Origin of the sequence: Enterobacter cloacae complex sp. P24RS (assembly GCF_014982165.1) — a bacterium.
GTDB lineage: Bacteria > Pseudomonadota > Gammaproteobacteria > Enterobacterales > Enterobacteriaceae > Enterobacter > Enterobacter quasihormaechei.
The window spans coordinates 1-22,774 of record NZ_JADCKU010000030.1 but is presented as its reverse complement, the minus strand read 5'-3'; the positions used below and the strand labels follow the sequence as shown (position 1 = coordinate 22,774).

The following is a 22,774-nucleotide window of genomic DNA, read 5'->3' as shown; positions in this document are numbered from 1 at the left end:
TATAAACTGGTTTTATATACAGTAAAGCGCTGGATGCAAAATCAGAACAATTTTTTTGACCAGCCGAGCTTGGAGCTTAATGTATTGAAATAGCTGTAATCTTTCGGGTGAATGAGGTTCAGGTGGTAATCGCAGCGGCGAATGAGTACATCTTCACCCTCCTGAATGGGCAGCGCAATCTGGCTGTCGCAGCTGATCTCCAGGTCGCTGCGGCGATGGGAAAAACGCAGGCGGATGGTGCTGTCGCCGTTGATCACCAGCGGACGCGCCGAGAGCGTGTGCGGGAACATCGGCACCAGGGTTATCGCATCCAGCGATGGCGTCAGGATTGGGCCTCCGGCTGAAAGCGAGTAGGCGGTTGAGCCCGTTGGTGTTGAAATAATCAGCCCGTCAGACCGCTGCGAGAACGCGAAGATTTCGTCGATGTAGACTTCGAACTCGATCATGTGCGCTACTTTACCGGGGTGGAGAACCACCTCGTTAATGGCGGTGCTGATGCGCTTCTGGCAGTCCTGCTGACACACCTGGGCTTCCAGCAAAAACCGTTTTTCACTGATATAGTGGCCTTCCAGCACGTCCGCCAGCTGCTGCTGCGCATTGTCCGGGTCGAGGTCGGTCAGGAAACCGAGATTGCCACGGTTAATACCAATCACCTTAATATCATAGCGAGCCAGCGTTCGCGCCGCGCCCAGCATATTACCGTCGCCGCCGACCACCACGGCGAGATCCGCCTGCTGGCCAATTTCCGCCAGCGTGCCGGTTCTGACGCTTTTAAGCTGCAACTCCTGGGCGATCTGCTGCTCGACCATCACTTCATAGCCTTTACCACTCAGCCAGCGATACAACATTTCATGTGTCGTCAATGCGGTAGGGTGACGCGGATGGCCGACGATCCCAATACACCTGAAATGATTATTCATGTTCTGGAGGTCCTTGTGCCTGATGAATGATGACAATCTGCCTTGTTCCCTTGAATCCAGGAAACTGATCCCCATAATAAGCGAAGTTAGCGAGATGAATGCAGAAAAACGCGGAGAAATTCATGAGTAGTAAAGAACAGAAAACGCCTGAGGGGCAAGCCCCTGAAGAAATTATCACGGAACAGCACGATGAAGTTGAGGCAGTAGAGCCAGACGCGTCTGCTGAGCAGGTGGACCCGCGCGATGAAAAAATTGCCAACCTGGAAGCTCAGCTGGTAGAAGCGCAGAATCGCGAACGCGATGGCGTACTGCGCATCAAAGCGGAAATGGAAAACCTGCGCCGTCGTACCGAGCTGGACGTTGAAAAGGCGCACAAATTTGCGCTGGAGAAATTCGTCAACGAACTGCTGCCGGTGATCGACAGCCTGGATCGCGCGCTGGAAGTGGCGGATAAAGCTAATCCGGATAACGCGGCGATGATTGAAGGCATCGAGCTGACGCTGAAATCCATGCTGGATGTGGTGCGTAAGTTCGGTGTTGAAGTGATTGCCGATACGGATGTCCCGCTGGATCCAAACGTTCACCAGGCCATTGCGATGGTCGAGTCAGAAGACGTTGCCGCGGGTAACGTGCTGGGCGTGATGCAGAAAGGGTATACCCTGAACGGTCGTACTATTCGCGCTGCGATGGTCACCGTGGCGAAAGCGAAAGCCTAATTTGCTACCTGTAGTGCCGGGTGGCGGCGTTCGCCTCACCCGGCCTACCTTCTATTCGGCAATACTTTCCCGAAGTGGCGTAACGGGCAGGACTTTGACCTGCTTAATCATGTTGTCCTGAACGTCCAGAATATCAATATCATACTGTTCAATACGCACACGCGTACCTGCCGCCGGGATCTCTTCCAGCGCTTCCAGAATCATGCCGTTCATCGTTCGCGCCTCGTCTTCTGGTAAATGCCAGTTGAACGCTTTATTGATTTCACGAATGTTGGCGCTGCCGTCGATAAGCACTGACCCGTCGTTTTGCGGGGTAACCTCTTCCGCAAGGGAAGGCGACATCGACGTGGTAAAGTCCCCGACAATCTCTTCCAGAATATCTTCCACCGTTACCAGCCCCTGGATGTCACCGTATTCATCCACCACCAGGCCGACTTTCTTCTTGTTGCGCTGGAACTTCACCAGCTGCGTGCTGAGCGGTGTGCCTTCCGGTACGTAGTAGATTTCGTCGGCGGCGCGCAGCATTACCTCTTTGGTGAACTCGTTTTTCTCGGTCATCAGGCGATAGGCCTCGCGCACGCGCAGCATGCTGATGGCATCGTCGAGGGAATCGCGATAGAGCACGATGCGCCCGTGCGGGGAGTGCGTCAGCTGGCGGACGATCGCCTTCCAGTCGTCGTTAATATCGATTCCGACGATTTCGTTTCGCGGCACCATAATGTCGTCAACGCTGACCTTTTCCAGATCCAGAACCGACAGGAGCATGTCCTGATTGCGGCGGGAGATCTGCGAACGGGATTCGTTCACGATGGTACGCAGCTCGTCTTTACTCAGCGCGCTGCTGATGGTGACGTCGGCCTTGATACCGACCATGCGCATCAGCACACGGGTCACCATATTCAGCAGCCAGACCAGCGGCATCATCAGAATAAGCAGCGGCGCTAGCAGGAAACTGCTCGGGTAGGCGACCTTCTCCGGGTAAAGCGCCGCGATGGTTTTGGGCAGCACTTCCGCAAACACCAGCACCACAAACGTAAGCACCCCTGTGGCAATCGCCACGCCGGCGTTGCCGTACAGACGCATCCCGACGATGGTGCCCAGCGCAGAGGCGAGAATGTTGACCAGGTTGTTACCGATAAGCACCAGGCTAATCAGGCGGTCTGGCTTACGCAGCAGCTTTTCGACACGACGCGCGGCACGGTTACCCTGCTTGGCCCGATGACGCAACCGGTAGCGGTTCAGCGTCATCATGCCGGTTTCAGAGCCAGAGAAATAAGCGGAGATGACCACCATGATGACCAGAATGACGATCAGCGTGGTGGTAGAGATGTGTTCCAGGGGGAACTCCTTTTGTTACTTAGCCAGCAAATTGCTGTATGAAGCGGCTACCGAAATAGGCAAGCGTGAGAATGCCGGCACCCGCAACGTTGAACCAGACCACGCGACGACCGCGCCAGCCTTCATGATAATGGCCCCATAACAGGACAATATAGACAAACCACGCAATGATGGAGAGGACTGCTTTATCGATATTCTCCACGCTGAACAGGTTCTTCATATAAAACAAACCTGTGCACAGCGTCAGCGTCAGCAGAACCACGCCGACCTGGGTGATGTGGAACATCTTACGCTCAATCACCATCAGCGGCGGCATTTCGTGGTTAAACGCCAGCTTTTTATTTTTCAGCTGGTAGTCAATCCAGGCGAGCTGCATGGCGTAAAGGGCGGCAATGATCAGCGTCGCGTAGGCGAAAAGCGACAGGCCAATATGCACCAGCATCCCCGGCGTGGCTTCCAGATGGGTAATAAACTCATTAGGCATGAACGTGGCTAACGCCAGGTTGATCAGCGCAAAGGCGTAGATTATCGGCAGCAGCAGCCAGCCGCGGTTTTTAGACGCGACAATGGTCATGACCGTACAGATCATCAGGCTGACCAGCGAGCCGACGTTCAGCACGCTCAGGTTTTGCACGCTGCCGTCGCCGGGAATGATGCGTGATTCCAGCGCAAACGCGTGGCTAATCAATGCGATTACCGCCGAAAGAATAGCCATGCGCCGCCAGCCGCTGTTTTTTTGCAGCAGGCCAGGAATGATCAGCGCGAGGCTGACAGAGTAGGCAACAAGGGCGATCAGTGCGAAAACAGGCATATAGGCGTCGACAGTTGTCTTAATAAGAAAGAGAAGCAGTATAACGTTACGTGACGCCTGCTCCAACCGTTGCATAACAACAAAGGCGCCTTCATGTTATACTCCGGCAAAATTCTGTGTATGTGTCGCCCAGGCGACCTAACGTTTCTACCCCAGGCGAGAGACAATGTTTGATAATTTAACCGATCGTTTGTCGCGCACGCTGCGCAACATCAGCGGCCGTGGACGCCTCACCGAAGAGAACATCAAGGAAACGCTGCGCGAAGTGCGCATGGCGCTGCTGGAAGCAGACGTTGCGTTGCCGGTCGTCCGTGATTTTATCAACCGTGTGAAAGAGAAAGCGGTTGGTCATGAAGTTAACAAGAGCCTGACCCCGGGTCAGGAGTTCGTCAAAATCGTTCGTAACGAACTGGTTTCGGCGATGGGCGAAGAGAACCAGGTGCTTAACCTGGCGGCCCAGCCGCCTGCCGTGGTGCTGATGGCGGGTCTGCAAGGTGCAGGTAAAACCACCAGCGTCGGTAAGCTGGGGAAATTCCTGCGCGAAAAGCACAAGAAAAAGGTGCTGGTGGTTTCGGCGGACGTCTATCGCCCGGCGGCGATCAAACAGCTGGAAACGCTGGCTGAGCAGGTTGGCGTGGACTTCTTCCCGTCCGACGTGGCGCAGAAGCCTGTCGATATCGTGAATGCCGCGCTGAAAGAGGCGAAGCTGAAATTCTACGACGTGCTGCTGGTGGATACCGCCGGTCGTCTGCACGTCGACGAAGCGATGATGGACGAGATCAAGCAGGTGCACGCCTCTATCAACCCGGTAGAGACCCTGTTTGTCGTTGATGCCATGACCGGTCAGGATGCGGCGAACACCGCGAAAGCGTTTAACGAAGCCCTGCCGTTGACCGGCGTGGTGCTGACCAAAGTGGACGGTGACGCCCGCGGCGGTGCTGCGCTGTCTATTCGTCACATCACCGGTAAGCCGATCAAATTCCTCGGCGTGGGCGAGAAAACCGAAGCGCTGGAGCCGTTCCACCCGGATCGTATTGCTTCCCGTATCCTCGGCATGGGCGACGTGCTGTCGCTGATCGAAGATATTGAGAGCAAGGTCGACCGCGCGCAGGCGGAAAAACTCGCCAGCAAGCTGAAAAAAGGCGACGGCTTCGATCTGACCGACTTCCTTGAGCAGCTGCGTCAGATGAAAAACATGGGCGGCATGGCAAGCCTGATGGGCAAGCTGCCGGGCATGGGGCAGATCCCGGACAACGTTAAATCGCAGATGGACGACAAAGTGCTGGTGCGTATGGAAGCCATCATCAACTCGATGACGCTGAAAGAGCGTGCGAAGCCAGAAATCATCAAAGGGTCGCGTAAGCGCCGTATCGCAGCCGGCTGCGGCATGCAGGTGCAGGACGTTAACCGCCTTCTGAAACAGTTCGACGACATGCAGCGCATGATGAAGAAAATGAAGAAAGGCGGCATGGCGAAGATGATGCGCGGCATGAAAGGCATGATGCCACCAGGATTCCCTGGGCGTTAATCGGCCTTTTACAGCAGACTGATCAACTGCTGATTGCATTTTCCCCAAAAATCAGTAAAATTTTCGGGCTTTTAATATGACACCCGGGCTCCGTTCCTCGATGGGGCCCGGTTGTTTTATTCACACAAGAGGATGTTATGGTAACTATTCGTTTAGCACGTCACGGCGCTAAAAAGCGTCCGTTCTACCAGGTTGTTGTGACTGACAGCCGTAATGCACGCAACGGTCGCTTCATTGAGCGCGTTGGTTTCTTCAACCCACTGGCCTCTGGCGCAGAAGAAGAAACCCGTCTGGATCTGGATCGTATCGCTCACTGGGTTGGCCAGGGCGCTACTGTTTCCGATCGCGTTGCTACGCTGATCAAAGCAGCAAACAAAGCAGCTTAATCTGTCACGGTGGTCATGATGAGCAATAAAGCACCTGTTGAACCGATCGTATTGGGAAAAATGGGTTCTTGCTACGGTATCCGTGGTTGGCTCAGAGTGTTTTCCTCCACTGAAGACGCTGATAGCATTTTTAATTACCAGCCCTGGTTTATCCAGAAAGCCGGTAAGTGGGAAGAGGTCGAGCTGGAAAGCTGGCGTCACCACAATCAGGACATCATCATCAAGCTGAAAGGCATTGACGATCGTGATGCCGCGAATGCGCTGACTAATTGTGAAATTGTCGTGGATTCGTCGCAGTTGCCGCAGCTGGAAGAGGGCGACTACTACTGGAAAGACCTTATGGGTTGCCAGGTAGTGACCACTGAAGGCTACAGCCTGGGGAAAGTCATCGACATGATGGAAACCGGGTCAAATGACGTTCTCGTCATTAAGGCAAACCTGAAAGATGCATTTGGCATCAAGGAGCGGCTGGTCCCGTTCCTCGATGGACAGGTTATCAAGAAAGTCGATCTCGCTACTCAAACCATTGAAGTAGATTGGGATCCTGGTTTTTAATTCTCCGGATAAACGGTAAAAGACGGCGCTATGTGGATTGGCATAATTAGCCTGTTTCCTGAAATGTTCCGCGCGATTACCGATTACGGGGTAACTGGCCGGGCAGTAAAGAATGGCCTGCTGAGCATCCAGAGCTGGAGTCCGCGTGACTTCACGTATGACCGGCACCGTACCGTGGACGATCGTCCTTACGGCGGCGGACCGGGGATGTTGATGATGGTGCAACCCTTACGGGACGCCATTCACACAGCAAAAGCCGCGGCAGGTGAAGGCGCGAAGGTGATTTATCTGTCACCTCAGGGACGCAAGCTTGATCAAGCGGGCGTGAGCGAACTGGCGACGAATCAAAAGCTGATTCTGGTCTGTGGTCGTTACGAAGGGATAGATGAGCGCGTAATTCAAACCGAGATTGACGAAGAATGGTCTATCGGCGATTACGTTCTCAGCGGTGGTGAGTTACCCGCAATGACGCTGATTGACTCCGTTGCCCGGTTTATTCCGGGTGTTCTGGGCCATGAAGCTTCGGCAACGGAAGATTCCTTTGCCGATGGATTGCTGGACTGTCCACACTATACTCGTCCTGAAGTGTTAGAAGGGATGGAAGTACCGGCGGTGTTACTGTCAGGAAACCATGCCGAGATACGTCGCTGGCGTTTGAAGCAGTCGCTGGGCCGAACCTGGCTTAGAAGACCTGAACTTCTGGAAAACCTGGCTCTGACTGAAGAGCAAGCAAAGTTGCTGGCCGAGTTCAAAACTGAACACGCGCACCAGCAGCATGAACATGATGGGAATGCGTAATACGCTCCCGAATATCAGTTTACCCAGGATAAGAGATTAAATTATGAGCAACATTATTAAGCAACTTGAACAAGAGCAGATGAAGCAGGACGTACCTTCCTTCCGTCCAGGTGACACCGTGGAAGTGAAAGTATGGGTTGTTGAAGGTTCCAAAAAACGTCTGCAGGCATTCGAGGGCGTGGTTATCGCTATTCGTAACCGCGGTCTGCACTCTGCATTCACTGTTCGTAAAATTTCCAACGGCGAAGGCGTTGAGCGTGTCTTCCAGACTCACTCTCCGGTAGTTGACAGCATTGCTGTTAAACGTCGTGGTGCTGTACGTAAAGCTAAACTGTACTACCTGCGTGAGCGTACTGGTAAGTCTGCTCGTATTAAAGAGCGTCTGAACTAAGATTCGCTTAAGCGACATCCTGTTAGAAAGGGCTGGCCGAAAGGCTGGCCCTTTTTTTATCCTATCGCACCTCTCGCGTTAACCCTTCCGTTATAAATCATTTACAATATGCGCCTCTTGGATGGAGGGTAAGTGGATAACGTACTTCATCAGCATAGCTGGAAACGCGCAGCGGCATTGACCGCGCTGTTTGCGATCCTGCTGATCGTCGTGGCGCCGCTGATCTCCGTCTCGCTGCAAAAAGATCCCATGAGCGTGATGCCTGGCATGCACCATGATATGAGCATGATGTCGATGGACGAGCATCACGGCGATATGCCACACACGATGCCGGTTGACCATGCGGAGGCGTGCGGCTACTGCGTACTGCTGGCGCACGTGCCGGGCGTGATGCTGGCGCTTATCGTTCTGCTCAGCGTGGTGTTGCAGCGGCTGCGGCTGAAGCCGCCACGTCAGGCGGTCAGCCACTGGCACTTCTTCCCCTGGCTTTATCCTGATACCCGCGCGCCGCCGCGGCGGTCTGCTTTCTCCCTTTAAAACAAAATCACTCACTTTTTGCCTTAAAAAGGAAAAGTATGACTACCTGCACTCCGCGCGCGGCATGGGGAAACCTGCTGCGTCGCCTCCATTTCTACATCGGGCTGTTTGTCGGTCCGTTTATCTTCTTCGCCGCGCTGACCGGTACGCTGTATGTGGCAACGCCGCAGCTTGAAAATGCGCTGTACCGTAACGCACTCCACACGGATGCCGTGGGTGATGCGCAGCCTCTTGCTGAACAAATTGCCGTGGCAGAAAACGCCGTGGGTTCAGCGCTGCGTTTACATGCCGTTCGTCCGGGGCTGGAAAAGGGCGAAACGACCCGCGTGATGTTTGCCGACCCGAAGCTTGCTCCCTCCGAACACCGGGCGCTCTTTGTTGATCCTGTCAGCCTTGAACTACGCGGGGATATGACCGTGTACGGCACCAGCGGGATTTTGCCGCTGCGCCAGACAATCGATTATCTGCATACCTCGCTGATGCTGGGCAACCTCGGGCGGCTCTATAGCGAGTTAGCCGCCTCCTGGATGTGGGTTGCTGCCCTGGGCGGTATCGCGCTGTGGTTCTATACCCGACCAAAGCGCCGCATTAATAACCGTTTCCAGAATCGTCGTCGCCTGCATGTGATGTTAGGCTGGACGCTGCTGGCGGGAATGCTGCTGTTCTCAGCCACCGGTTTAACCTGGTCACAATGGGCCGGGGGTAACGTTGACAAGCTGCGGGCAGAGATGAACTGGCTGACGCCGCAGGTTAATACCCAGCTTTCCGGTGCGCCGGAAATGATGGATGAACACGCCGAACACCGTGGCCATCACGGTGCAATGACGATGCCTGACATGCCGGTCGAGCTGTCGCTTTTTGACAGCGTGTTGCAGGCTGCTCGCCAGTCGGGGATTGATGCGAACAAAGTTGAGATCCGCCCGGCAAAAAGGGCTGACCAGGCCTGGACGGTGACGGAAATCGATCGCAGCTGGCCGACGCAGGTTGATGCCGTTGCCGTGGATCCCCACTCTCTGAAGGTGCTGGACGGCACTTGCTTCGAGGATTTTCCGCTGATGGCGAAACTCACCCGCTGGGGCGTGGATTTCCATATGGGGATCCTGTTTGGTCTGGCAAATCAGCTGGTGCTCATCGCGTTTGGTGTTGCGCTGTGCGTGCTGATTATCCTGGGATACCGGATGTGGTGGATGCGTCGGCCTGCAACGTCAGCCGCGAACCCGGTCCAGACGCTCAGTCAAAGCTGGCTGGCATTGCCGCTGTGGGGAAGGGGAGTGACCTTGCTGATAAGCGTTCTGCTGGGGCTGGCGTTGCCGGTGATGGGCGTCAGCCTGGCGGTGTTCATTGCAATCGACTGGCTGCGCTGGCGAGCGGCTTCAGGCGTGTCGCTCGCCGGATCATCCGTTAAATAGCCTTATGGCGTGCTGATGACCACCGCAACCCGGCGGTTTTCAGCGCGCCCTTGCGCAGTGCGGTTACTGCTGACCGGGTATTTTTTACCTAAGCCCCGCGTGGTGAGGTTGCTGCGCGGGATGTTCGCGCCCTTCGCCCAGGCATCCGCCACGACGTTGGCGCGTTTTAACGAAAGCGCTTCGTTGTAGCGCTCTTCACCATAGTTATCCGTATGGCCGTCCATCCGGGCGTGATTCAGACCGGTTGCCGCCAGACGTGAGGCCATAGTCTGGATCTGCGTTTCACTTTCCGGGCGCAGTCTGGCTTCATTTTTATCAAACAGGATCTTATCCGACAGGCCCAGAGACCAGTCGCCGTTCAGTTCGTTAAAGCCGTAGGACTTCATGGCCGCAATTTGCGCTGGTGTGAATTTACCGTCCGGCGTCTGACACCCGGACATAGCCAGAGATGCCAGTAATAACGGCGCAAAGTATCGCTTTAACATATCGTCTTCCTTTCAGGATATTGTTTTCGAACGCTGGTTCTTGACCAGATACATATTGCGATCGGCTTGCTCCAGTAATGCCTCAACGGAGCCATTTTCCCACGCCAGAGCAAAGCCAATGCTGAGTGACATTGATGCTGTGTGCCCGTTATGCAGATCAAACGGACGAATAAATTGCTGCGACAGCGCGGCGCAAATATATTCCACCTCACGCTCGGTATGGACGCCGTAAAGGATCATGGCAAACTCGTCGCCGCCGAGACGGTAAGACTGATGACGCTTTTCGCCAAATTCGACCATCCTTTTTGCGGCTTCGATCAGGACGCAGTCACCCGCGGCATGGCCCCAGGTGTCGTTGATAAACTTGAAGTTATCACCGTCCAGGAAGAGCAGGGCAGAATTGGTTTTTGCCGAAGCGTCATTCATCAATGCCGCAATGTTGTTGCGAAACGCGGCGCGGTTTGCGAGCCCCGTGAGCGGATCGTGCATAGCGGTACGCAACAGCTGAGCGTTTTTGGCCTGTAGCTTGAGCTGCCACTCCTCCATTTCATCCAGCAGGCTGTTGAAGTCTTCGCCAAACTGGTGAAACTCTTCAATGCGGCCTTCCGTTACCCGGCGAGAGAAGTTGCGGTTGGTGCGGACATCATGCACAACGTCAGTGATGTTTTGCATTTCAGCGACCATGCCATGATGGAGCGAGCGGGTGATGGTTAATGCGACGGCAGAGGCAATAAGAATGCAGCCGGTAAGAACCGCAAATGAGAGCCAGATAAAGTGGCTAATCAGGCTGTCTCGTGCGGTCAGTCGAATTTCGCCAATCACATTGCCGTTATGCATGATGGGCTGTGCGACAGGAACGGGGAACAACCAGCGGCTGACCAGCGCGCCCAGCGTGTCGGTATTATCCGCCGGGTTCCATGACCACCAGGCAAACCGTTTATGATGCGCGTTAAGCACTTCCGCCACGGCAAACTGCCCCTGCTTACCGAGGGTCGCGAGCGTTTCGTTTGCCGCCACGGCATCGTTGAACACCAGAGAGGCTTCAAGGCTGTGGCTCATGGTGGCGCCGGTGAGTTCGAGGTTTTTTTGCGCGTATTGCTTTAATGTCACCACGGAAGCGAAACACAGCAGCAGCCATATAAACGTCATCGTTATAACGACGCTTATCATGCTGATTCGCCGCAACGTTCTTTTAAACGTTGGACGCGGTGTTGATATGACATCCTTATTCATGCTTCTTATTCCGCGCGAGCATTAATACATCCGGATTGACTCTTACGCCACTGCGCGCCAGCGCGTCCAGATTGACGGAAAACCTGACCTGGTTGGACTCTATTATCAGACAAAATGCGCTGCCAATAACGCATTCAGGATTTTGCTCTGACATTAATAGCAACGCATGGCCTTGATATTGATTTATTATTTCCTGTTGATTTGCCGGCGACTCACTCCCGAAATAGAGGGCATCACACCTTGCCGCGAGCGCTTCCCGATCGCTATGCACAATGACAGGGGTATAGGGCAACGGGTTATTTACATCTTCAATGCTAAGCGCCTGTCTGTAACGGGAAGAGGCATAAATACAGAGCTTCGGCTGGCCGGACAGTGCTGGCCATCGGGTGTAGCTCACAATACCGGAAACAATCGAACGTACCGATTTATCCGTTTCCGTAAACGAGCCTGCCCTTGCAGGACTCACTAAAATGAACAGCATTAGCGCCAGGGGGAGGTGAAGCAAAGCGATCAAGAATGTATTTCTCATCAGAATCCGCCAAACCGCCCCGGAAATAGATGTCCTTAAGAATTTCCGGCAGAATACCATTGTTTCTTAAAGCCGTCATTATGTCAGAAATATCCCTGTATTGACCTAAGCTAAATCTTAGGGCGAACTATATTCCCGAGAATAAAGCCAGTTTCGATTAAGTCTGCTGGAATTCATAATTTCATTCATTCTTTGTTGCCTGAATACATGTGCCACGCAAGTTTCCCTTCGATTCATCAGAGAGTTATTAAGCTAACGGCCAGCGCCTGGATAGTGTTCCTTGCGTGAGCGTAGACGGGCAGTAAATGCGCATGTGTAATTTTATGTTTACGTTTTAAACCTGAGTTTTTGGCATTAAAATGGCTTCTGTAAATTAAAGTGTACGTATTTTGGATTGAAATCTTTACTTGTTGTGGTATCGTTGTGTTACCTCCTTGAGAGAAACCACTATCGCAAACGAGTTTTACAGGATCGCAATCATGCAAAAAGACGCGCTGAACAACGTACATATCACTGACGAACAGGTTTTAATTACCCCGGATCAACTGAAGGCGGAGTTTCCGCTGAGCGCCGCGCAGGAAGCTCAGATTGAGCATTCTCGCCAGACCATTTCTGACATTATCGCTGGCCGCGATCCGCGTCTGCTGGTGGTATGCGGCCCTTGCTCTATTCACGATCCTGAAACCGCCATTGAGTACGCACGTCGATTTAAAGCATTAGCGGAGGAGGTCAGCGATAGCCTCTACCTGGTGATGCGCGTCTATTTTGAAAAGCCACGCACGACGGTTGGCTGGAAAGGATTGATCAACGATCCGCACATGGATGGCTCGTTTGACGTGGAAGCAGGGCTGAAAATTGCGCGTCGCCTGCTGGTGGAACTGGTCAGCATGGGCCTGCCGCTGGCAACCGAAGCGCTGGATCCGAACAGCCCGCAGTACCTTGGCGATCTGTTTAGCTGGTCCGCGATTGGCGCGCGCACCACCGAATCACAAACCCACCGCGAGATGGCGTCTGGTCTGTCTATGCCGGTTGGTTTTAAAAACGGTACCGACGGTAGCCTGGCGACGGCGATTAACGCCATGCGCGCCGCCGCAATGCCGCACCGATTTGTTGGGATCAACCAGGCGGGCCAGGTATGCCTGCTGCAAACCCAGGGCAACCCGGACGGTCACGTGATCCTCCGCGGCGGTAAAGCCCCGAACTACAGCCCGGCGGACGTTGCGCAGTGTGAAAAAGAAATGGAACAGGCAGGACTGCGTCCGGCGCTAATGGTAGATTGCAGTCATGGTAATTCGAATAAAGATTACCGTCGCCAGCCAGCGGTTGCAGAGTCTGTGATTGCACAGATTAAAGATGGCAACCGTTCAATTATCGGCTTGATGATTGAAAGTAATATTCATGAAGGCAATCAGTCATCGGAACAGCCGCGCAGCGCGATGAAGCCCGGCGTCTCCGTTACGGATGCCTGTATCAGCTGGGAAACCACCGATGCGCTGCTGCGTGAGATCCACAAAGATTTGAACGGCCAGCTGGCGACGCGTCTGGCTTAAGAGGGTAGTTATGGTTGCTGAATTGACCGCACTGCGCGATCAAATTGATGAAGTGGATAAGGCGCTGCTGGATCTTCTGGCGCGCCGCATGGCGCTGGTTGCTGAAGTCGGCGAAGTGAAAAGCAAATACGGCCTGCCGATTTACGTTCCGGAGCGCGAGGCCTCTATGCTTGCCTCCCGCCGTAAAGAGGCGCAGGCTCTGGGCGTTTCACCTGATTTGATTGAAGACGTCCTGCGCCGCGTGATGCGCGAGTCCTATTCCAGCGAAAACGACAAGGGCTTCAAAACCCTTTGTCCGTCGCTGCGTCCGGTGGTTATCGTCGGTGGCGGCGGGCAGATGGGGCGTCTGTTTGAAAAAATGCTGACGCTCTCTGGCTATCAGGTGCGCATTCTGGAGAAAGAGGACTGGCCGCACGCGGCGGAGCGGATGAAAGACGCCGGTATGGTTATCGTCAGCGTGCCGATCCACGTGACGGAGCAGATCATCGGTAAACTTCCTCCCCTGCCGGAAGATTGCATTCTGGTGGATTTGGCCTCCGTTAAAAATGGTCCGCTACAGGCCATGCTGGCGGCACACACCGGCCCTGTGCTTGGGTTACATCCGATGTTTGGCCCGGACAGCGGCAGCCTGGCGAAACAGGTCGTGGTTTATTGTGACGGACGGCAGCCGGAAGCCTACCAGTGGTTCCTGGAACAGATTCAGGTCTGGGGGGCGCGTTTACACCGCATTAGCGCGGTAGAGCATGACCAGAACATGGCGTTTATTCAGGCGCTGCGCCACTTTGCAACTTTCGCCTATGGGCTGCACCTGGCGGAAGAGAACGTTCAGCTTGAACAATTGCTGGCGCTTTCCTCGCCAATCTATCGTCTCGAGCTGGCGATGGTCGGGCGACTGTTTGCGCAGGATCCACAGCTTTATGCCGACATCATTATGTCGTCTGAAAACAACCTGGCACTGATTAAACGTTATTATCAGCGTTTTGGCGAAGCGATCACCTTGCTGGAGCAGGGCGATAAGCAGGCCTTTATCGACAGTTTCCGTAAAGTGGAGCACTGGTTCGGTGATTACGCCACGCGATTCCAGAGTGAAAGCCGCACGCTGTTGCGCCAGGCAAATGACAGTCGCCAGTAATCGGATGATGTATATACTGAAAGCCAGCAATGCTGGCTTTTTTCTTTTTGGGGATCTGTTATGGCTGAACCGCAGCTGCTGTTGAACTATACCGGGCATCTGCCCGAATGCCCGACGTGGAGTGCAGAAGAAAATGCGCTCTACTGGGCAGATATTCTGGAAGGGGAAATCCATCGGTATCATCTGCCCACCGCGGAACACTCGGTGCTCTCATTCCATGAAGAAGTCGGGTGTTTTGCCCTGCGTGAACGCGGCGGATTTATCGTCGCGATGCGTAACGCCATCTGGCTGGCCGATAAACACGGCCTGCTCCAGCGTAAGGTTTGCGATAACCCGTCTAATCCGCTGCTTGCACGCTTTAATGACGGTGGCACCGACCATCTGGGACGGTTTTACGCGGGCACCTTCTGGGGGCCGGGAGATTATAACGGCGCCATGCTGATGCGTATCGACAACGACCTGACGCCGAAAGTGATCCAGTGCGATATTCAGGGGCATAACGGTTTAGCGTTTAGCCCTGACAAACGGTGGATGTTTACCTCTGATACGCCGAACGGCGTGATCTACCGTACGCCGCTTGATGAGCAGGCTGAACCCGGAACGCGCGAAGAATTTCGCCGTTTTAGCGAGGGAGAAGGTATTCCCGACGGTGCGGCAATGGATGAGGAAGGCTGCTACTGGAGCGCGCTGTTTGACGGCTGGCGTATAGCGCGGTTTTCCCCGCAGGGAGAACAGCTGGAAGAGCACCGGCTGCCGGTACGTTGCCCGACAATGGTCTGCTTTGGCGGCAACGATATGAAAACGCTGTTTATCACCACCACGCGGGAAAACATGGAGGCGGAGGAACTGGCAAAATTTCCGCTTTCCGGGGCTATCTTCACCCTGCCCGTAAATGTGGCAGGGATGAAGAAAAGCCGCTTTATCGAACGTTAAGCCGGATCGACCGGGACCACGTTTTCGCTCGGATAGCATCCCAGCACTTTCATGGAGCGGGTGATCTCGCCCAGCTCACGCAGGGCTTTCTGCATGGATGCAGATTCCAGGTTGGCCTGAACGTCGAGATAGAACATCTCTTCCCACGGATTGCCGTGGATTGGGCGGGACTCCAGCTTCGTCATGATCAGGTTGTGATTACGCAGCACCAGCAGCGCTTCAACCAGCGCGCCCGCCTGCTGTCCGGTCGCCATCAGCAGGGTGGTTTTCGCCGGTACCTGATCGGACACGTTGATGGCCTTGCGGGCCAGAACCACGAAACGGGTGATATTCTGCGTCTGGTTAGCCAGATTGCGCTCCAGCACCTGTAAGCCATACAGTGCGCCGCCCGCTTCGCTACCGAGTGCCGCGACGGCAGGGGAGTTTGCCTGCGCCACTTTTTCCATCGCCGCCGAGGTGCTTTCGGTGTACTCAATTTTCCAGTGAGGATAACGGTTCAGGAACTGGCTGCACTGCTGGAACGGCTGCGGGTGGCTGTAAACCGTTTCGATCTGACTCAGGTCCGTTGAGCCGGCGACCAGCACGCAGTGATCGATAGGAATAGTCAGCTCACCGACCAGCGACAGGCTGGTGTGCTGGAGCAGATCGTAAACATCGTTGATGGCGCCAGAGCTGGTGTTCTCGATAGGCACCACGGCGTAATCCGCCTGGCCGGTTTCGACCTGGTTGAAAATGTCTGCAAATTTCGCACAACCACTCTCAATAAACTCTTCGAAATGGCGGGCGGCGTACTGGCGAGCCGCCAGGTGAGAATAGGAGCCTTTCGGGCCGAGAAATGCGATGCGCGCAGAGTGCGGGTTAGTTTTGTTCAGATGCTGCTGGAGCAAGGCTTGCTGCGTCAGAACGGAATCTTCGATGATGAGCTGGAACAGGCGGGTGATGTAGTGGGCATCCAGATGATGCGCTTTGCCGAGCTGAATCAACCGTTCCAGTAAATCACGTTCGCGATCGATATCGCGTACCGGCCGATGGGAATCCAGCTTGGCTTTGCCCACTTCAACGGCGAGGGCGCGGCGTTCTGCCAGCAGGGCCAGTAATTTTTCATCGAGAGCGCTGATCTTTACGCGCAAATCCAGGAGCGGGTTTTCCGGTGTCATAGTGTTGTCTGTCTCAATTTATCGTTATCAATAAAAAAGGCCTCCCGGTGTGGGAGGCCTTGTTGTTCGTCTTCGCATTCTTTATCACACGACGAAACGCCTCCCGGTCAGGGGAAGGTAAAAAAGAATGCGAAGAAAAACGGCGTCTGTTTCATAAGGTCGTCCTGAAATTGATAGGGTTAAAGTACCTGTACTGTTTTGATCCTGTCAATAAAAAACGCGCCCGGAGGCGCGTTGTCGGTACACTCAATTTTAGAGGATTACTCTTCTTCAACTTCTTCCGCGAAGCTGGCGTCTTTCACCGACGTTGTGGCGCGACGGGCTTCACCTTTGTGTTGCACTTTATTGAGCTGCCGTTCCAGCTTGTTGATCAAATCGTTAATTGCGGTGTACATATCCTCGTGTTTTGCGCTGGCGACCAGATGGCCGTTTGGAGTATTGATAGTTGCATCAGCGATGAAACCCTGCGGCTCCTTGGACAGGATGATATGTGGGTTAATCAAATGTGTTTGCCATTTATCCAGTTTGGCGAGACGGTCTGCGACGTGCTGGCGGATTGCCGGAGTAATTTCCATTTGTTTACTGGTAATGTTCATTGTCATAAATTTTACCTCTTGTCTTTCCGTCTTGGTGATTCCAGCATACCCGACCTAATGTCAAAATGTGTGATTTAGATCACGTTATTTTGTCGGTTTTTGTCAGGGAATCTTTTTTGTGAGGCAGGGCAGGAAGAGGTGAGATTTACCTTGTCGAAGCCAGCAATTGCGGTCATAGTTGACTGGATGTGTTGAGGCTAAACCGCTTCAGCGGGAGTCTGAATGAATAAAAAAACGGCAGCCTGCGGGCTGCCGTTTTGCGTTGTAGCGGGATCAGGTATTGCTGCTGTTCGCGGCAATAATTTTCGCCACTTTGTCAGCCTGAGCCGTCATCTGCATCTGGCGATAAGCATTCTCCATCAGCTTCAGGCCATCACGCGTCGCCTGTGTATCCGGATAATCACGCAGCATGCCTTCTACACGGTTAACCACGGCAACCCATGCGCCGCGGCGGGTGTAGTATTCCGCAACGGAGTACTCGTATTTCGCCAGACGATTTTTCAGGAACACCAGACGCTTAGTGGCATCGGTAATGTACTGGCTGTTCGGGTAGCTACGCACCAGTTTGGAGAAGTCATTGAAAGCATCACGCGCATGTTGCGGGTCACGGTCAGAACGATCCACCCCGAAGAAGCCCTGCAATGCACTGTCATCCAGCGCCATGTTAGTCAGGCCGCGCATGTACATCACGTAATCGATGTTAGGATGGGTAGGGTTCAGACGCATGAAACGATCGATGGTTGCCTGAGCCAGCGGCAGATCGGCGTTTTTGTAGTAGGCGTAGATAAGATCTAACTGTACCTGCTGCGAATACGGACCAAACGGATAGCGATTATCCAACGCTTCCAGTTGCGTTATCGCCTGTTTCCAGTTACCGTCCTGCAACTTTTGTTGTGCAGTCGCATAGATTTCATTCGGCGGATTGTCAGGGACCTGTTCATTCGAACCGGAGCAGCCCACCAAAGCCAGGCTCAACGTGGCCGCTGCCACCAGATATTTCATGCGCGTCATGACGTTTTGACTTTCCTCAAATGTTTGTCCGGGAGAAACTCAGTTCCTGCTCCCGATTAAGACCAGCTACAATAGCACACTATATTAAACGGCAAAGCCGTAAAACCCAACGTTAAACGAAGAAGCAGTTTATGGCACAACGAGTAGAACTCACCGCAACAGTCTCCGAAAATCAGCTCGGTCAACGCTTAGATCAGGCTTTGGCCGAATTGTTCCCTGATTATTCGCGTTCACGCATAAAAGAATGGATCCTTGACCAGCGCGTGCTGGTAAACGGCAAGATCTGGGACAAACCTAAAGAGAAAGTGTTTGGTGGGGAAGCTGTCGCCATCAATGCTGAAATCGAAGAGGAAATTCGCTTCGAGCCGCAGGACATCCCCCTGGAGATCGTCTACGAAGATGACGATATTCTGGTCATCAACAAGCCGCGCGATTTTGTTGTTCATCCGGGCGCGGGCAATCCTGACGGTACGGTACTTAACGCACTCCTTCATTATTATCCGCCGATTGCTGACGTACCGCGTGCCGGTATCGTTCACCGTCTGGATAAAGACACTACGGGTCTGATGGTAGTGGCGAAGACGATTCCTGCACAGACTCGCCTGGTGGAATCTTTACAGCTGCGCGAAATCACGCGTGAGTATGAGGCGGTGGCCATTGGTCATATGACCTCTGGCGGCACGGTGGAAGAGCCGATTAGCCGTCACCCAACCAAGCGTACGCATATGTCCGTGCACCCGATGGGTAAACCGGCGGTGACCCACTACCGCATCATGGAGCATTTCCGTATTCATACGCGCCTGCGTCTGCGTCTGGAAACCGGGCGTACCCACCAGATCCGCGTGCACATGGCGCATATTACCCATCCGCTGGTGGGTGACCCGGTTTACGGCGGTCGTCCGCGTCCACCAAAAGGGGCATCGGATGAATTCATCTCCGTGCTGCGTAAATTCGATCGTCAGGCGCTGCATGCGACGATGCTACGTCTTTACCACCCCATTACCGGAATTCAGATGGAATGGCATGCGCCGATCCCACAGGATATGGTGGAACTTATCGACGCGATGCGCGCAGATTTCGAAGAACATAAGGATCACGTGGACTGGTTATGACCAAGTTGATTGTCCCGGAGTGGCCGCTGCCTGAAGGCGTGGCCGCCTGTAGTTCGACCCGTATCGGTGGCGTGAGCCAGGGCGCATGGGATTCTCTGAACCTCGGCGCGCACTGTGGCGATAACCCGGAACACGTTGAAGAGAACCGTAAGCGTCTTTTTGCTGCGGGAAACCTTCCTTCAAAACCGGTCTGGCTTGAGCAGGTGCACGGTAAAGCGGTGCTGACGCTGTCGGGTGAGCCTTACGTGTCTAAACGCGCCGATGCCTCGTACAGCAATACGCCGGGAACGGTTTGCGCGGTGATGACCGCCGATTGCCTGCCTGTGTTGTTCTGCAATCAGGCGGGAACTGAAGTGGCTGCTGCCCATGCCGGATGGCGCGGGCTGTGCGAAGGCGTGCTGGAAGAGACCGTCGCCTGTTTCCGGGACACTCCCGCGAATATCATTGCCTGGCTTGGCCCGGCGATTGGCCCGCAGGCGTTTGAGGTAGGCCCTGAAGTGCGCGAAGCCTTTATGGAAAAAGATCCGCAAGCGGTAGACGCGTTTGTGGCTTCCGGTGACAAATATCTGGCCGATATTTATCAGCTGGCCCGTCAACGTTTGAATAACGTTGGGGTTACTCAGATCTTCGGTGGCGATCGCTGTACCTTCACCGAAAAGGGTGATTTTTTCTCCTATCGCCGCGACAAGACGACAGGCCGTATGGCAAGTTTCATTTGGCTGATATAACCTAAAGAATCAAGACGATCCGGCACGCGCCGTTTTCTTTTCACATAATTCAGGTTATTAACCTTGAATAATTGAGGGATGACCTCATTTAATCTCCAGTAGCAAATTTGACCTGTTATGGGAGGAGTTATGCGTCTGGATCGTCTTACTAATAAATTCCAGCTTGCTCTCGCCGATGCCCAGTCCCTCGCACTGGGGCACGACAACCAGTTTATCGAACCTCTTCATTTAATGAGCGCCTTGCTGAATCAGGAAGGGGGATCGGTACGTCCTTTATTAACGTCCGCTGGCATTAATGCCGGCCAGTTACGCACCGCCATCGATCAGGCGTTGAGCCGTTTACCACAGGTAGAAGGTACCGGTGGCGACGTCCAGCCGTCGCAGGATCTGGTGCGCGTGCTGAACCTTTGCGACAAGCTGGCGCAAAAACGTGGGGACAACTTTATTTCGTCAGAGCTGTTTGTTCTGGCGGCGCTTGAATCACGCGGTACCTTGACCGACCTGCTGAAATCCGCCGGTGCAACCACCGCCAATGTGACCCAGGCGATTGAGAAAATGCGCGGAGGTGAAAGCGTGAACGATCAGGGAGCCGAAGACCAACGTCAGGCTTTGAAGAAATTTACGGTCGACCTGACCGAACGTGCCGAGCAGGGCAAGCTTGACCCGGTGATCGGCCGTGACGAAGAAATTCGCCGGACTATCCAGGTACTGCAACGTCGTACCAAAAACAACCCGGTGCTGATTGGTGAGCCCGGCGTCGGTAAAACCGCCATCGTTGAAGGGCTGGCGCAACGTATCGTTAATGGTGAAGTGCCTGAAGGGCTGAAAGGCCGCCGGGTGCTGGCTCTGGATATGGGCGCGCTGGTGGCCGGGGCGAAATATCGCGGCGAGTTCGAAGAGCGTCTGAAAGGCGTGTTGAACGATCTGGCGAAACAGGAAGGTAACGTCATCCTGTTTATTGACGAACTGCATACCATGGTTGGGGCCGGTAAAGCTGACGGCGCAATGGATGCCGGGAACATGCTGAAACCTGCGCTGGCACGTGGTGAACTTCACTGCGTCGGTGCCACCACGCTGGACGAGTATCGTCAGTACATTGAAAAAGATGCCGCGCTGGAGCGTCGTTTCCAGAAGGTGTTTGTCGCTGAACCAAGCGTTGAAGATACCATCGCTATTTTGCGCGGTCTGAAAGAGCGCTATGAACTGCACCATCACGTGCAGATCACTGACCCGGCCATCGTTGCGGCGGCGACGCTTTCGCATCGTTATATCGCCGATCGTCAGCTGCCGGATAAAGCCATCGACCTTATCGATGAAGCCGCGTCCAGTATCCGCATGCAGATTGACTCGAAGCCGGAAGAGTTAGACCGACTCGATCGCCGCATTATCCAGCTCAAGCTGGAACAGCAGGCGCTGAACAAAGAGTCTGATGAGGCGAGTAAGAAACGCCTCGATATGCTCAACGAAGAGCTGGATGAGAAAGAGCGCCAGTATTCTGAGTTGGAAGAAGAGTGGAAAGCTGAGAAAGCCTCCCTCTCTGGCACCCAGACAATCAAGGCTGAACTGGAGCAGGCGAAAATTGCCATTGAGCAGGCGCGGCGCGTAGGGGACCTGGCGCGGATGTCCGAGCTACAGTACGGCAAGATCCCTGAGCTGGAAAAACAGCTTGAGATCGCCACGCAGTCGGAAGGCAAAACCATGCGTCTGTTGCGTAATAAAGTGACGGATGCCGAGATTGCCGAAGTGCTGGCGCGCTGGACGGGTATTCCTGTGGCTCGCATGATGGAAAGCGAACGCGAGAAACTGCTGCGTATGGAGCAGGATCTGCATCAGCGCGTTATTGGCCAGAACGAAGCGGTCGAAGCGGTATCTAACGCCATTCGTCGTAGCCGTGCAGGGCTGTCCGATCCGAATCGTCCAATCGGCTCGTTCCTGTTCCTGGGGCCAACCGGTGTCGGTAAAACCGAGCTGTGTAAAGCGCTGGCTAACTTTATGTTCGACAGCGATGACGCAATGGTGCGTATCGATATGTCCGAGTTTATGGAGAAACACTCCGTCTCGCGTCTGGTCGGTGCGCCTCCGGGATATGTCGGTTATGAAGAGGGCGGTTACCTGACGGAAGCGGTTCGCCGTCGTCCTTATTCCGTCATCCTGCTGGATGAAGTGGAAAAGGCACACCCTGACGTATTTAACATCCTGTTGCAGGTACTGGATGATGGACGCCTGACGGACGGGCAGGGGAGAACGGTCGACTTCCGTAACACGGTGGTGATCATGACCTCTAACCTGGGTTCCGATTTAATTCAGGAACGCTTCGGTGAGCTGGATTACAGCCATATGAAAGATCTGGTGCTGGGTGTGGTCAGCCAAAACTTCCGTCCGGAGTTCATCAACCGTATTGATGAAGTGGTCGTGTTCCATCCGCTGGGTGAGAAACACATCGCGTCGATTGCACAGATCCAGTTGCAGCGTCTGTACAAGCGTCTGGAAGACCGTGGGTATGAAATCCACATCTCGGATGATGCACTGAAACTGCTGAGCGAGAATGGTTACGATCCTGTTTATGGCGCGCGTCCGTTAAAACGAGCTATCCAGCAGCAGATCGAAAACCCGCTGGCGCAGCAAATTCTCTCCGGGGAGCTTGTTCCGGGCAAAGTTATCCGTCTGGAAGCCAACGACGATCGCATTGTGGCAGTGCAGTAAGTCACAAAACGCAAAAACGGGCCGCTTGCGGCTCGTTTTTGTTTAAAAACCAGGCGAAAATTGAGGTCTGGAGGGTGGTTTGCCTGGAAAGTGAGCGGTCAGTAAATAATTTTCACTTTACGCTTGCAGGTTCAGAATTACTCCCTATAATGCGCCTCCACTGACACGGAACAACGGCACGCAAGCCGCCGGGTCAGCAGAGAAAAGCAAAATAAA

24 protein-coding genes and 1 other annotated feature are annotated in these 22,774 nt (G+C 54.1%); of the genes, 14 read left to right on the top strand and 10 right to left on the bottom strand.

Annotated features, from left to right (window positions below):
* Positions 1 to 41: 41 nt before the first annotated feature.
* A complete protein-coding gene (nadK, locus tag INF58_RS20645) occupies positions 42 to 920 on the bottom strand; it encodes an NAD(+) kinase (protein WP_063450052.1) in 879 nt (292 codons plus the stop codon).
* Positions 921 to 1,042: 122 nt separating this feature from the next.
* Between nadK and grpE the strand changes: the two genes are divergently transcribed.
* A complete protein-coding gene (grpE, locus tag INF58_RS20640) occupies positions 1,043 to 1,636 on the top strand; it encodes a nucleotide exchange factor GrpE (protein ID WP_063450051.1) in 594 nt (197 codons plus the stop codon).
* A 51-nt stretch (positions 1,637 to 1,687) separates the two neighbouring features.
* On the opposite strand, the gene INF58_RS20635 is transcribed toward grpE, so the two are convergent.
* Positions 1,688 to 2,974 carry an HlyC/CorC family transporter gene (locus tag INF58_RS20635; RefSeq protein ID WP_063450050.1) on the bottom strand — a complete coding sequence of 429 codons (1,287 nt, stop codon included), beginning with the start codon at positions 2,972 to 2,974 and terminating at the stop codon, positions 1,688 to 1,690.
* 19 nt (positions 2,975 to 2,993) lie between these two features.
* The gene (locus INF58_RS20630; protein ID WP_107535614.1) at positions 2,994 to 3,785 is read right to left on the bottom strand and encodes an inner membrane protein YpjD; all 792 of its coding nucleotides are present in this window, start codon (positions 3,783 to 3,785) and stop codon (positions 2,994 to 2,996) included.
* A gap of 166 nt (positions 3,786 to 3,951) precedes the next feature.
* Here INF58_RS20630 and ffh point away from each other — a divergent pair, with 166 nt between their 5' ends.
* The 7 genes from ffh to INF58_RS20595 all read left to right on the top strand — a co-directional run bounded on the left by ffh (position 3,952) and on the right by INF58_RS20595 (position 9,389).
* Positions 3,952 to 5,313, top strand: coding sequence for a signal recognition particle protein (gene ffh, locus INF58_RS20625; protein ID WP_003863132.1), 1,362 nt, complete (start codon positions 3,952 to 3,954; stop codon positions 5,311 to 5,313).
* A gap of 137 nt (positions 5,314 to 5,450) precedes the next feature.
* Complete coding sequence (rpsP, locus tag INF58_RS20620) at positions 5,451 to 5,699, top strand: 30S ribosomal protein S16 (protein ID WP_022649067.1); 249 nt, start codon at positions 5,451 to 5,453, stop codon at positions 5,697 to 5,699.
* A 15-nt stretch (positions 5,700 to 5,714) separates the two neighbouring features.
* A complete protein-coding gene (gene rimM / locus INF58_RS20615; protein WP_006811638.1) occupies positions 5,715 to 6,254 on the top strand; it encodes a ribosome maturation factor RimM in 540 nt (179 codons plus the stop codon).
* Positions 6,255 to 6,284: 30 nt separating this feature from the next.
* On the top strand, positions 6,285 to 7,052 hold the full coding sequence (gene trmD, locus INF58_RS20610; RefSeq protein WP_193528405.1) for a tRNA (guanosine(37)-N1)-methyltransferase TrmD: 768 nt from the start codon (positions 6,285 to 6,287) through the stop codon (positions 7,050 to 7,052).
* Between the two features lie 43 nt (positions 7,053 to 7,095).
* On the top strand, positions 7,096 to 7,443 hold the full coding sequence (gene rplS / locus INF58_RS20605) for a 50S ribosomal protein L19 (RefSeq protein WP_002914145.1): 348 nt from the start codon (positions 7,096 to 7,098) through the stop codon (positions 7,441 to 7,443).
* Between the two features lie 132 nt (positions 7,444 to 7,575).
* Positions 7,576 to 7,980: a DUF2946 domain-containing protein gene (locus INF58_RS20600; protein ID WP_193528404.1), complete on the top strand. Its 405-nt coding sequence runs from the start codon at positions 7,576 to 7,578 to the stop codon at positions 7,978 to 7,980.
* A 38-nt stretch (positions 7,981 to 8,018) separates the two neighbouring features.
* Positions 8,019 to 9,389, top strand: coding sequence for a PepSY domain-containing protein (locus tag INF58_RS20595; protein WP_193528403.1), 1,371 nt, complete (start codon positions 8,019 to 8,021; stop codon positions 9,387 to 9,389).
* Between the two features lie 2 nt (positions 9,390 to 9,391).
* Here INF58_RS20595 and INF58_RS20590 read toward each other — a convergent pair whose 3' ends face one another.
* From INF58_RS20590 to INF58_RS20580, 3 genes are read right to left on the bottom strand one after another with little or no spacing between them, the layout of a single operon-like run.
* Positions 9,392 to 9,874, bottom strand: coding sequence for an OmpA family protein (locus INF58_RS20590; protein WP_193034002.1), 483 nt, complete (start codon positions 9,872 to 9,874; stop codon positions 9,392 to 9,394).
* A 12-nt stretch (positions 9,875 to 9,886) separates the two neighbouring features.
* Positions 9,887 to 11,107: a diguanylate cyclase DgcN gene (gene dgcN, locus INF58_RS20585; RefSeq protein WP_102750703.1), complete on the bottom strand. Its 1,221-nt coding sequence runs from the start codon at positions 11,105 to 11,107 to the stop codon at positions 9,887 to 9,889.
* A complete protein-coding gene (locus tag INF58_RS20580; RefSeq protein WP_193528402.1) occupies positions 11,100 to 11,636 on the bottom strand; it encodes a YfiR family protein in 537 nt (178 codons plus the stop codon). Before INF58_RS20580 ends, dgcN begins: the two co-directional genes overlap by 8 nt.
* Before the next feature lie 479 nt (positions 11,637 to 12,115).
* Here INF58_RS20580 and aroF point away from each other — a divergent pair, with 479 nt between their 5' ends.
* From aroF to INF58_RS20565, 3 genes are read left to right on the top strand one after another with little or no spacing between them, the layout of a single operon-like run.
* Positions 12,116 to 13,186 carry a 3-deoxy-7-phosphoheptulonate synthase AroF gene (gene aroF / locus INF58_RS20575; RefSeq protein WP_063450045.1) on the top strand — a complete coding sequence of 357 codons (1,071 nt, stop codon included), beginning with the start codon at positions 12,116 to 12,118 and terminating at the stop codon, positions 13,184 to 13,186.
* A gap of 10 nt (positions 13,187 to 13,196) precedes the next feature.
* Positions 13,197 to 14,318 (top strand): bifunctional chorismate mutase/prephenate dehydrogenase, encoded by a 1,122-nt coding sequence (tyrA, locus tag INF58_RS20570; protein WP_063450044.1) that lies wholly within the window; start codon positions 13,197 to 13,199, stop codon positions 14,316 to 14,318.
* 60 nt (positions 14,319 to 14,378) lie between these two features.
* On the top strand, positions 14,379 to 15,251 hold the full coding sequence (locus tag INF58_RS20565; RefSeq protein ID WP_193528401.1) for an SMP-30/gluconolactonase/LRE family protein: 873 nt from the start codon (positions 14,379 to 14,381) through the stop codon (positions 15,249 to 15,251).
* Here INF58_RS20565 and pheA read toward each other — a convergent pair.
* From pheA to bamD, 4 genes are all read right to left on the bottom strand, one after another.
* Positions 15,248 to 16,408, bottom strand: a complete 1,161-nt coding sequence (gene pheA / locus INF58_RS20560) for a bifunctional chorismate mutase/prephenate dehydratase (RefSeq protein WP_063865216.1) — start codon at positions 16,406 to 16,408, stop codon at positions 15,248 to 15,250. The genes INF58_RS20565 and pheA overlap by 4 nt on opposite strands.
* Before the next feature lie 30 nt (positions 16,409 to 16,438).
* Positions 16,439 to 16,564, bottom strand: a sequence feature (Phe leader region).
* A complete protein-coding gene (pheL, locus tag INF58_RS20555; RefSeq protein WP_100229775.1) occupies positions 16,516 to 16,563 on the bottom strand; it encodes a pheA operon leader peptide PheL in 48 nt (15 codons plus the stop codon). It overlaps the preceding feature by 48 nt.
* Before the next feature lie 104 nt (positions 16,565 to 16,668).
* Positions 16,669 to 17,010 (bottom strand): ribosome-associated translation inhibitor RaiA, encoded by a 342-nt coding sequence (gene raiA / locus INF58_RS20550; protein ID WP_008502470.1) that lies wholly within the window; start codon positions 17,008 to 17,010, stop codon positions 16,669 to 16,671.
* A gap of 267 nt (positions 17,011 to 17,277) precedes the next feature.
* Complete coding sequence (gene bamD / locus INF58_RS20545; RefSeq protein ID WP_063450041.1) at positions 17,278 to 18,015, bottom strand: outer membrane protein assembly factor BamD; 738 nt, start codon at positions 18,013 to 18,015, stop codon at positions 17,278 to 17,280.
* Positions 18,016 to 18,146: 131 nt separating this feature from the next.
* Here bamD and rluD point away from each other — a divergent pair, with 131 nt between their 5' ends.
* From rluD to clpB, 3 genes are all read left to right on the top strand, one after another.
* Positions 18,147 to 19,127: a 23S rRNA pseudouridine(1911/1915/1917) synthase RluD gene (rluD, locus tag INF58_RS20540; protein WP_063450040.1), complete on the top strand. Its 981-nt coding sequence runs from the start codon at positions 18,147 to 18,149 to the stop codon at positions 19,125 to 19,127.
* A complete protein-coding gene (gene yfiH / locus INF58_RS20535; protein ID WP_193528400.1) occupies positions 19,124 to 19,855 on the top strand; it encodes a purine nucleoside phosphorylase YfiH in 732 nt (243 codons plus the stop codon). Before rluD ends, yfiH begins: the two co-directional genes overlap by 4 nt.
* A 129-nt stretch (positions 19,856 to 19,984) precedes the next feature.
* Positions 19,985 to 22,558 carry an ATP-dependent chaperone ClpB gene (gene clpB / locus INF58_RS20530; RefSeq protein WP_063450038.1) on the top strand — a complete coding sequence of 858 codons (2,574 nt, stop codon included), beginning with the start codon at positions 19,985 to 19,987 and terminating at the stop codon, positions 22,556 to 22,558.
* The last annotated feature ends 216 nt before the right edge of the window (positions 22,559 to 22,774 follow it).

Bases quoted from the DNA above. Each gene is read 5' to 3' on its own strand.
- rimM (WP_006811638.1), top strand. From the start codon at position 5,715: ATGATGAGCAATAAAGCACCTGTTGAACCGATCGTATTGGGAAAAATG.
- rluD (WP_063450040.1), top strand. From the start codon at position 18,147: ATGGCACAACGAGTAGAACTCACCGCAACAGTCTCCGAAAATCAGCTC.
- bamD (WP_063450041.1), bottom strand. From the start codon at position 18,015: ATGACGCGCATGAAATATCTGGTGGCAGCGGCCACGTTGAGCCTGGCT.
- ffh (WP_003863132.1), top strand. From the start codon at position 3,952: ATGTTTGATAATTTAACCGATCGTTTGTCGCGCACGCTGCGCAACATC.
- tyrA (WP_063450044.1), top strand. From the start codon at position 13,197: ATGGTTGCTGAATTGACCGCACTGCGCGATCAAATTGATGAAGTGGAT.
- INF58_RS20565 (WP_193528401.1), top strand. From the start codon at position 14,379: ATGGCTGAACCGCAGCTGCTGTTGAACTATACCGGGCATCTGCCCGAA.
- aroF (WP_063450045.1), top strand. From the start codon at position 12,116: ATGCAAAAAGACGCGCTGAACAACGTACATATCACTGACGAACAGGTT.
- grpE (WP_063450051.1), top strand. From the start codon at position 1,043: ATGAGTAGTAAAGAACAGAAAACGCCTGAGGGGCAAGCCCCTGAAGAA.
- nadK (WP_063450052.1), bottom strand. From the start codon at position 920: ATGAATAATCATTTCAGGTGTATTGGGATCGTCGGCCATCCGCGTCAC.
- clpB (WP_063450038.1), top strand. From the start codon at position 19,985: ATGCGTCTGGATCGTCTTACTAATAAATTCCAGCTTGCTCTCGCCGAT.
- raiA (WP_008502470.1), bottom strand. From the start codon at position 17,010: ATGACAATGAACATTACCAGTAAACAAATGGAAATTACTCCGGCAATC.
- INF58_RS20580 (WP_193528402.1), bottom strand. From the start codon at position 11,636: ATGAGAAATACATTCTTGATCGCTTTGCTTCACCTCCCCCTGGCGCTA.
- INF58_RS20595 (WP_193528403.1), top strand. From the start codon at position 8,019: ATGACTACCTGCACTCCGCGCGCGGCATGGGGAAACCTGCTGCGTCGC.
- pheA (WP_063865216.1), bottom strand. From the start codon at position 16,408: ATGACACCGGAAAACCCGCTCCTGGATTTGCGCGTAAAGATCAGCGCT.
- yfiH (WP_193528400.1), top strand. From the start codon at position 19,124: ATGACCAAGTTGATTGTCCCGGAGTGGCCGCTGCCTGAAGGCGTGGCC.
- INF58_RS20630 (WP_107535614.1), bottom strand. From the start codon at position 3,785: ATGCCTGTTTTCGCACTGATCGCCCTTGTTGCCTACTCTGTCAGCCTC.
- rpsP (WP_022649067.1), top strand. From the start codon at position 5,451: ATGGTAACTATTCGTTTAGCACGTCACGGCGCTAAAAAGCGTCCGTTC.
- dgcN (WP_102750703.1), bottom strand. From the start codon at position 11,107: ATGAATAAGGATGTCATATCAACACCGCGTCCAACGTTTAAAAGAACG.
- INF58_RS20590 (WP_193034002.1), bottom strand. From the start codon at position 9,874: ATGTTAAAGCGATACTTTGCGCCGTTATTACTGGCATCTCTGGCTATG.
- rplS (WP_002914145.1), top strand. From the start codon at position 7,096: ATGAGCAACATTATTAAGCAACTTGAACAAGAGCAGATGAAGCAGGAC.
- trmD (WP_193528405.1), top strand. From the start codon at position 6,285: ATGTGGATTGGCATAATTAGCCTGTTTCCTGAAATGTTCCGCGCGATT.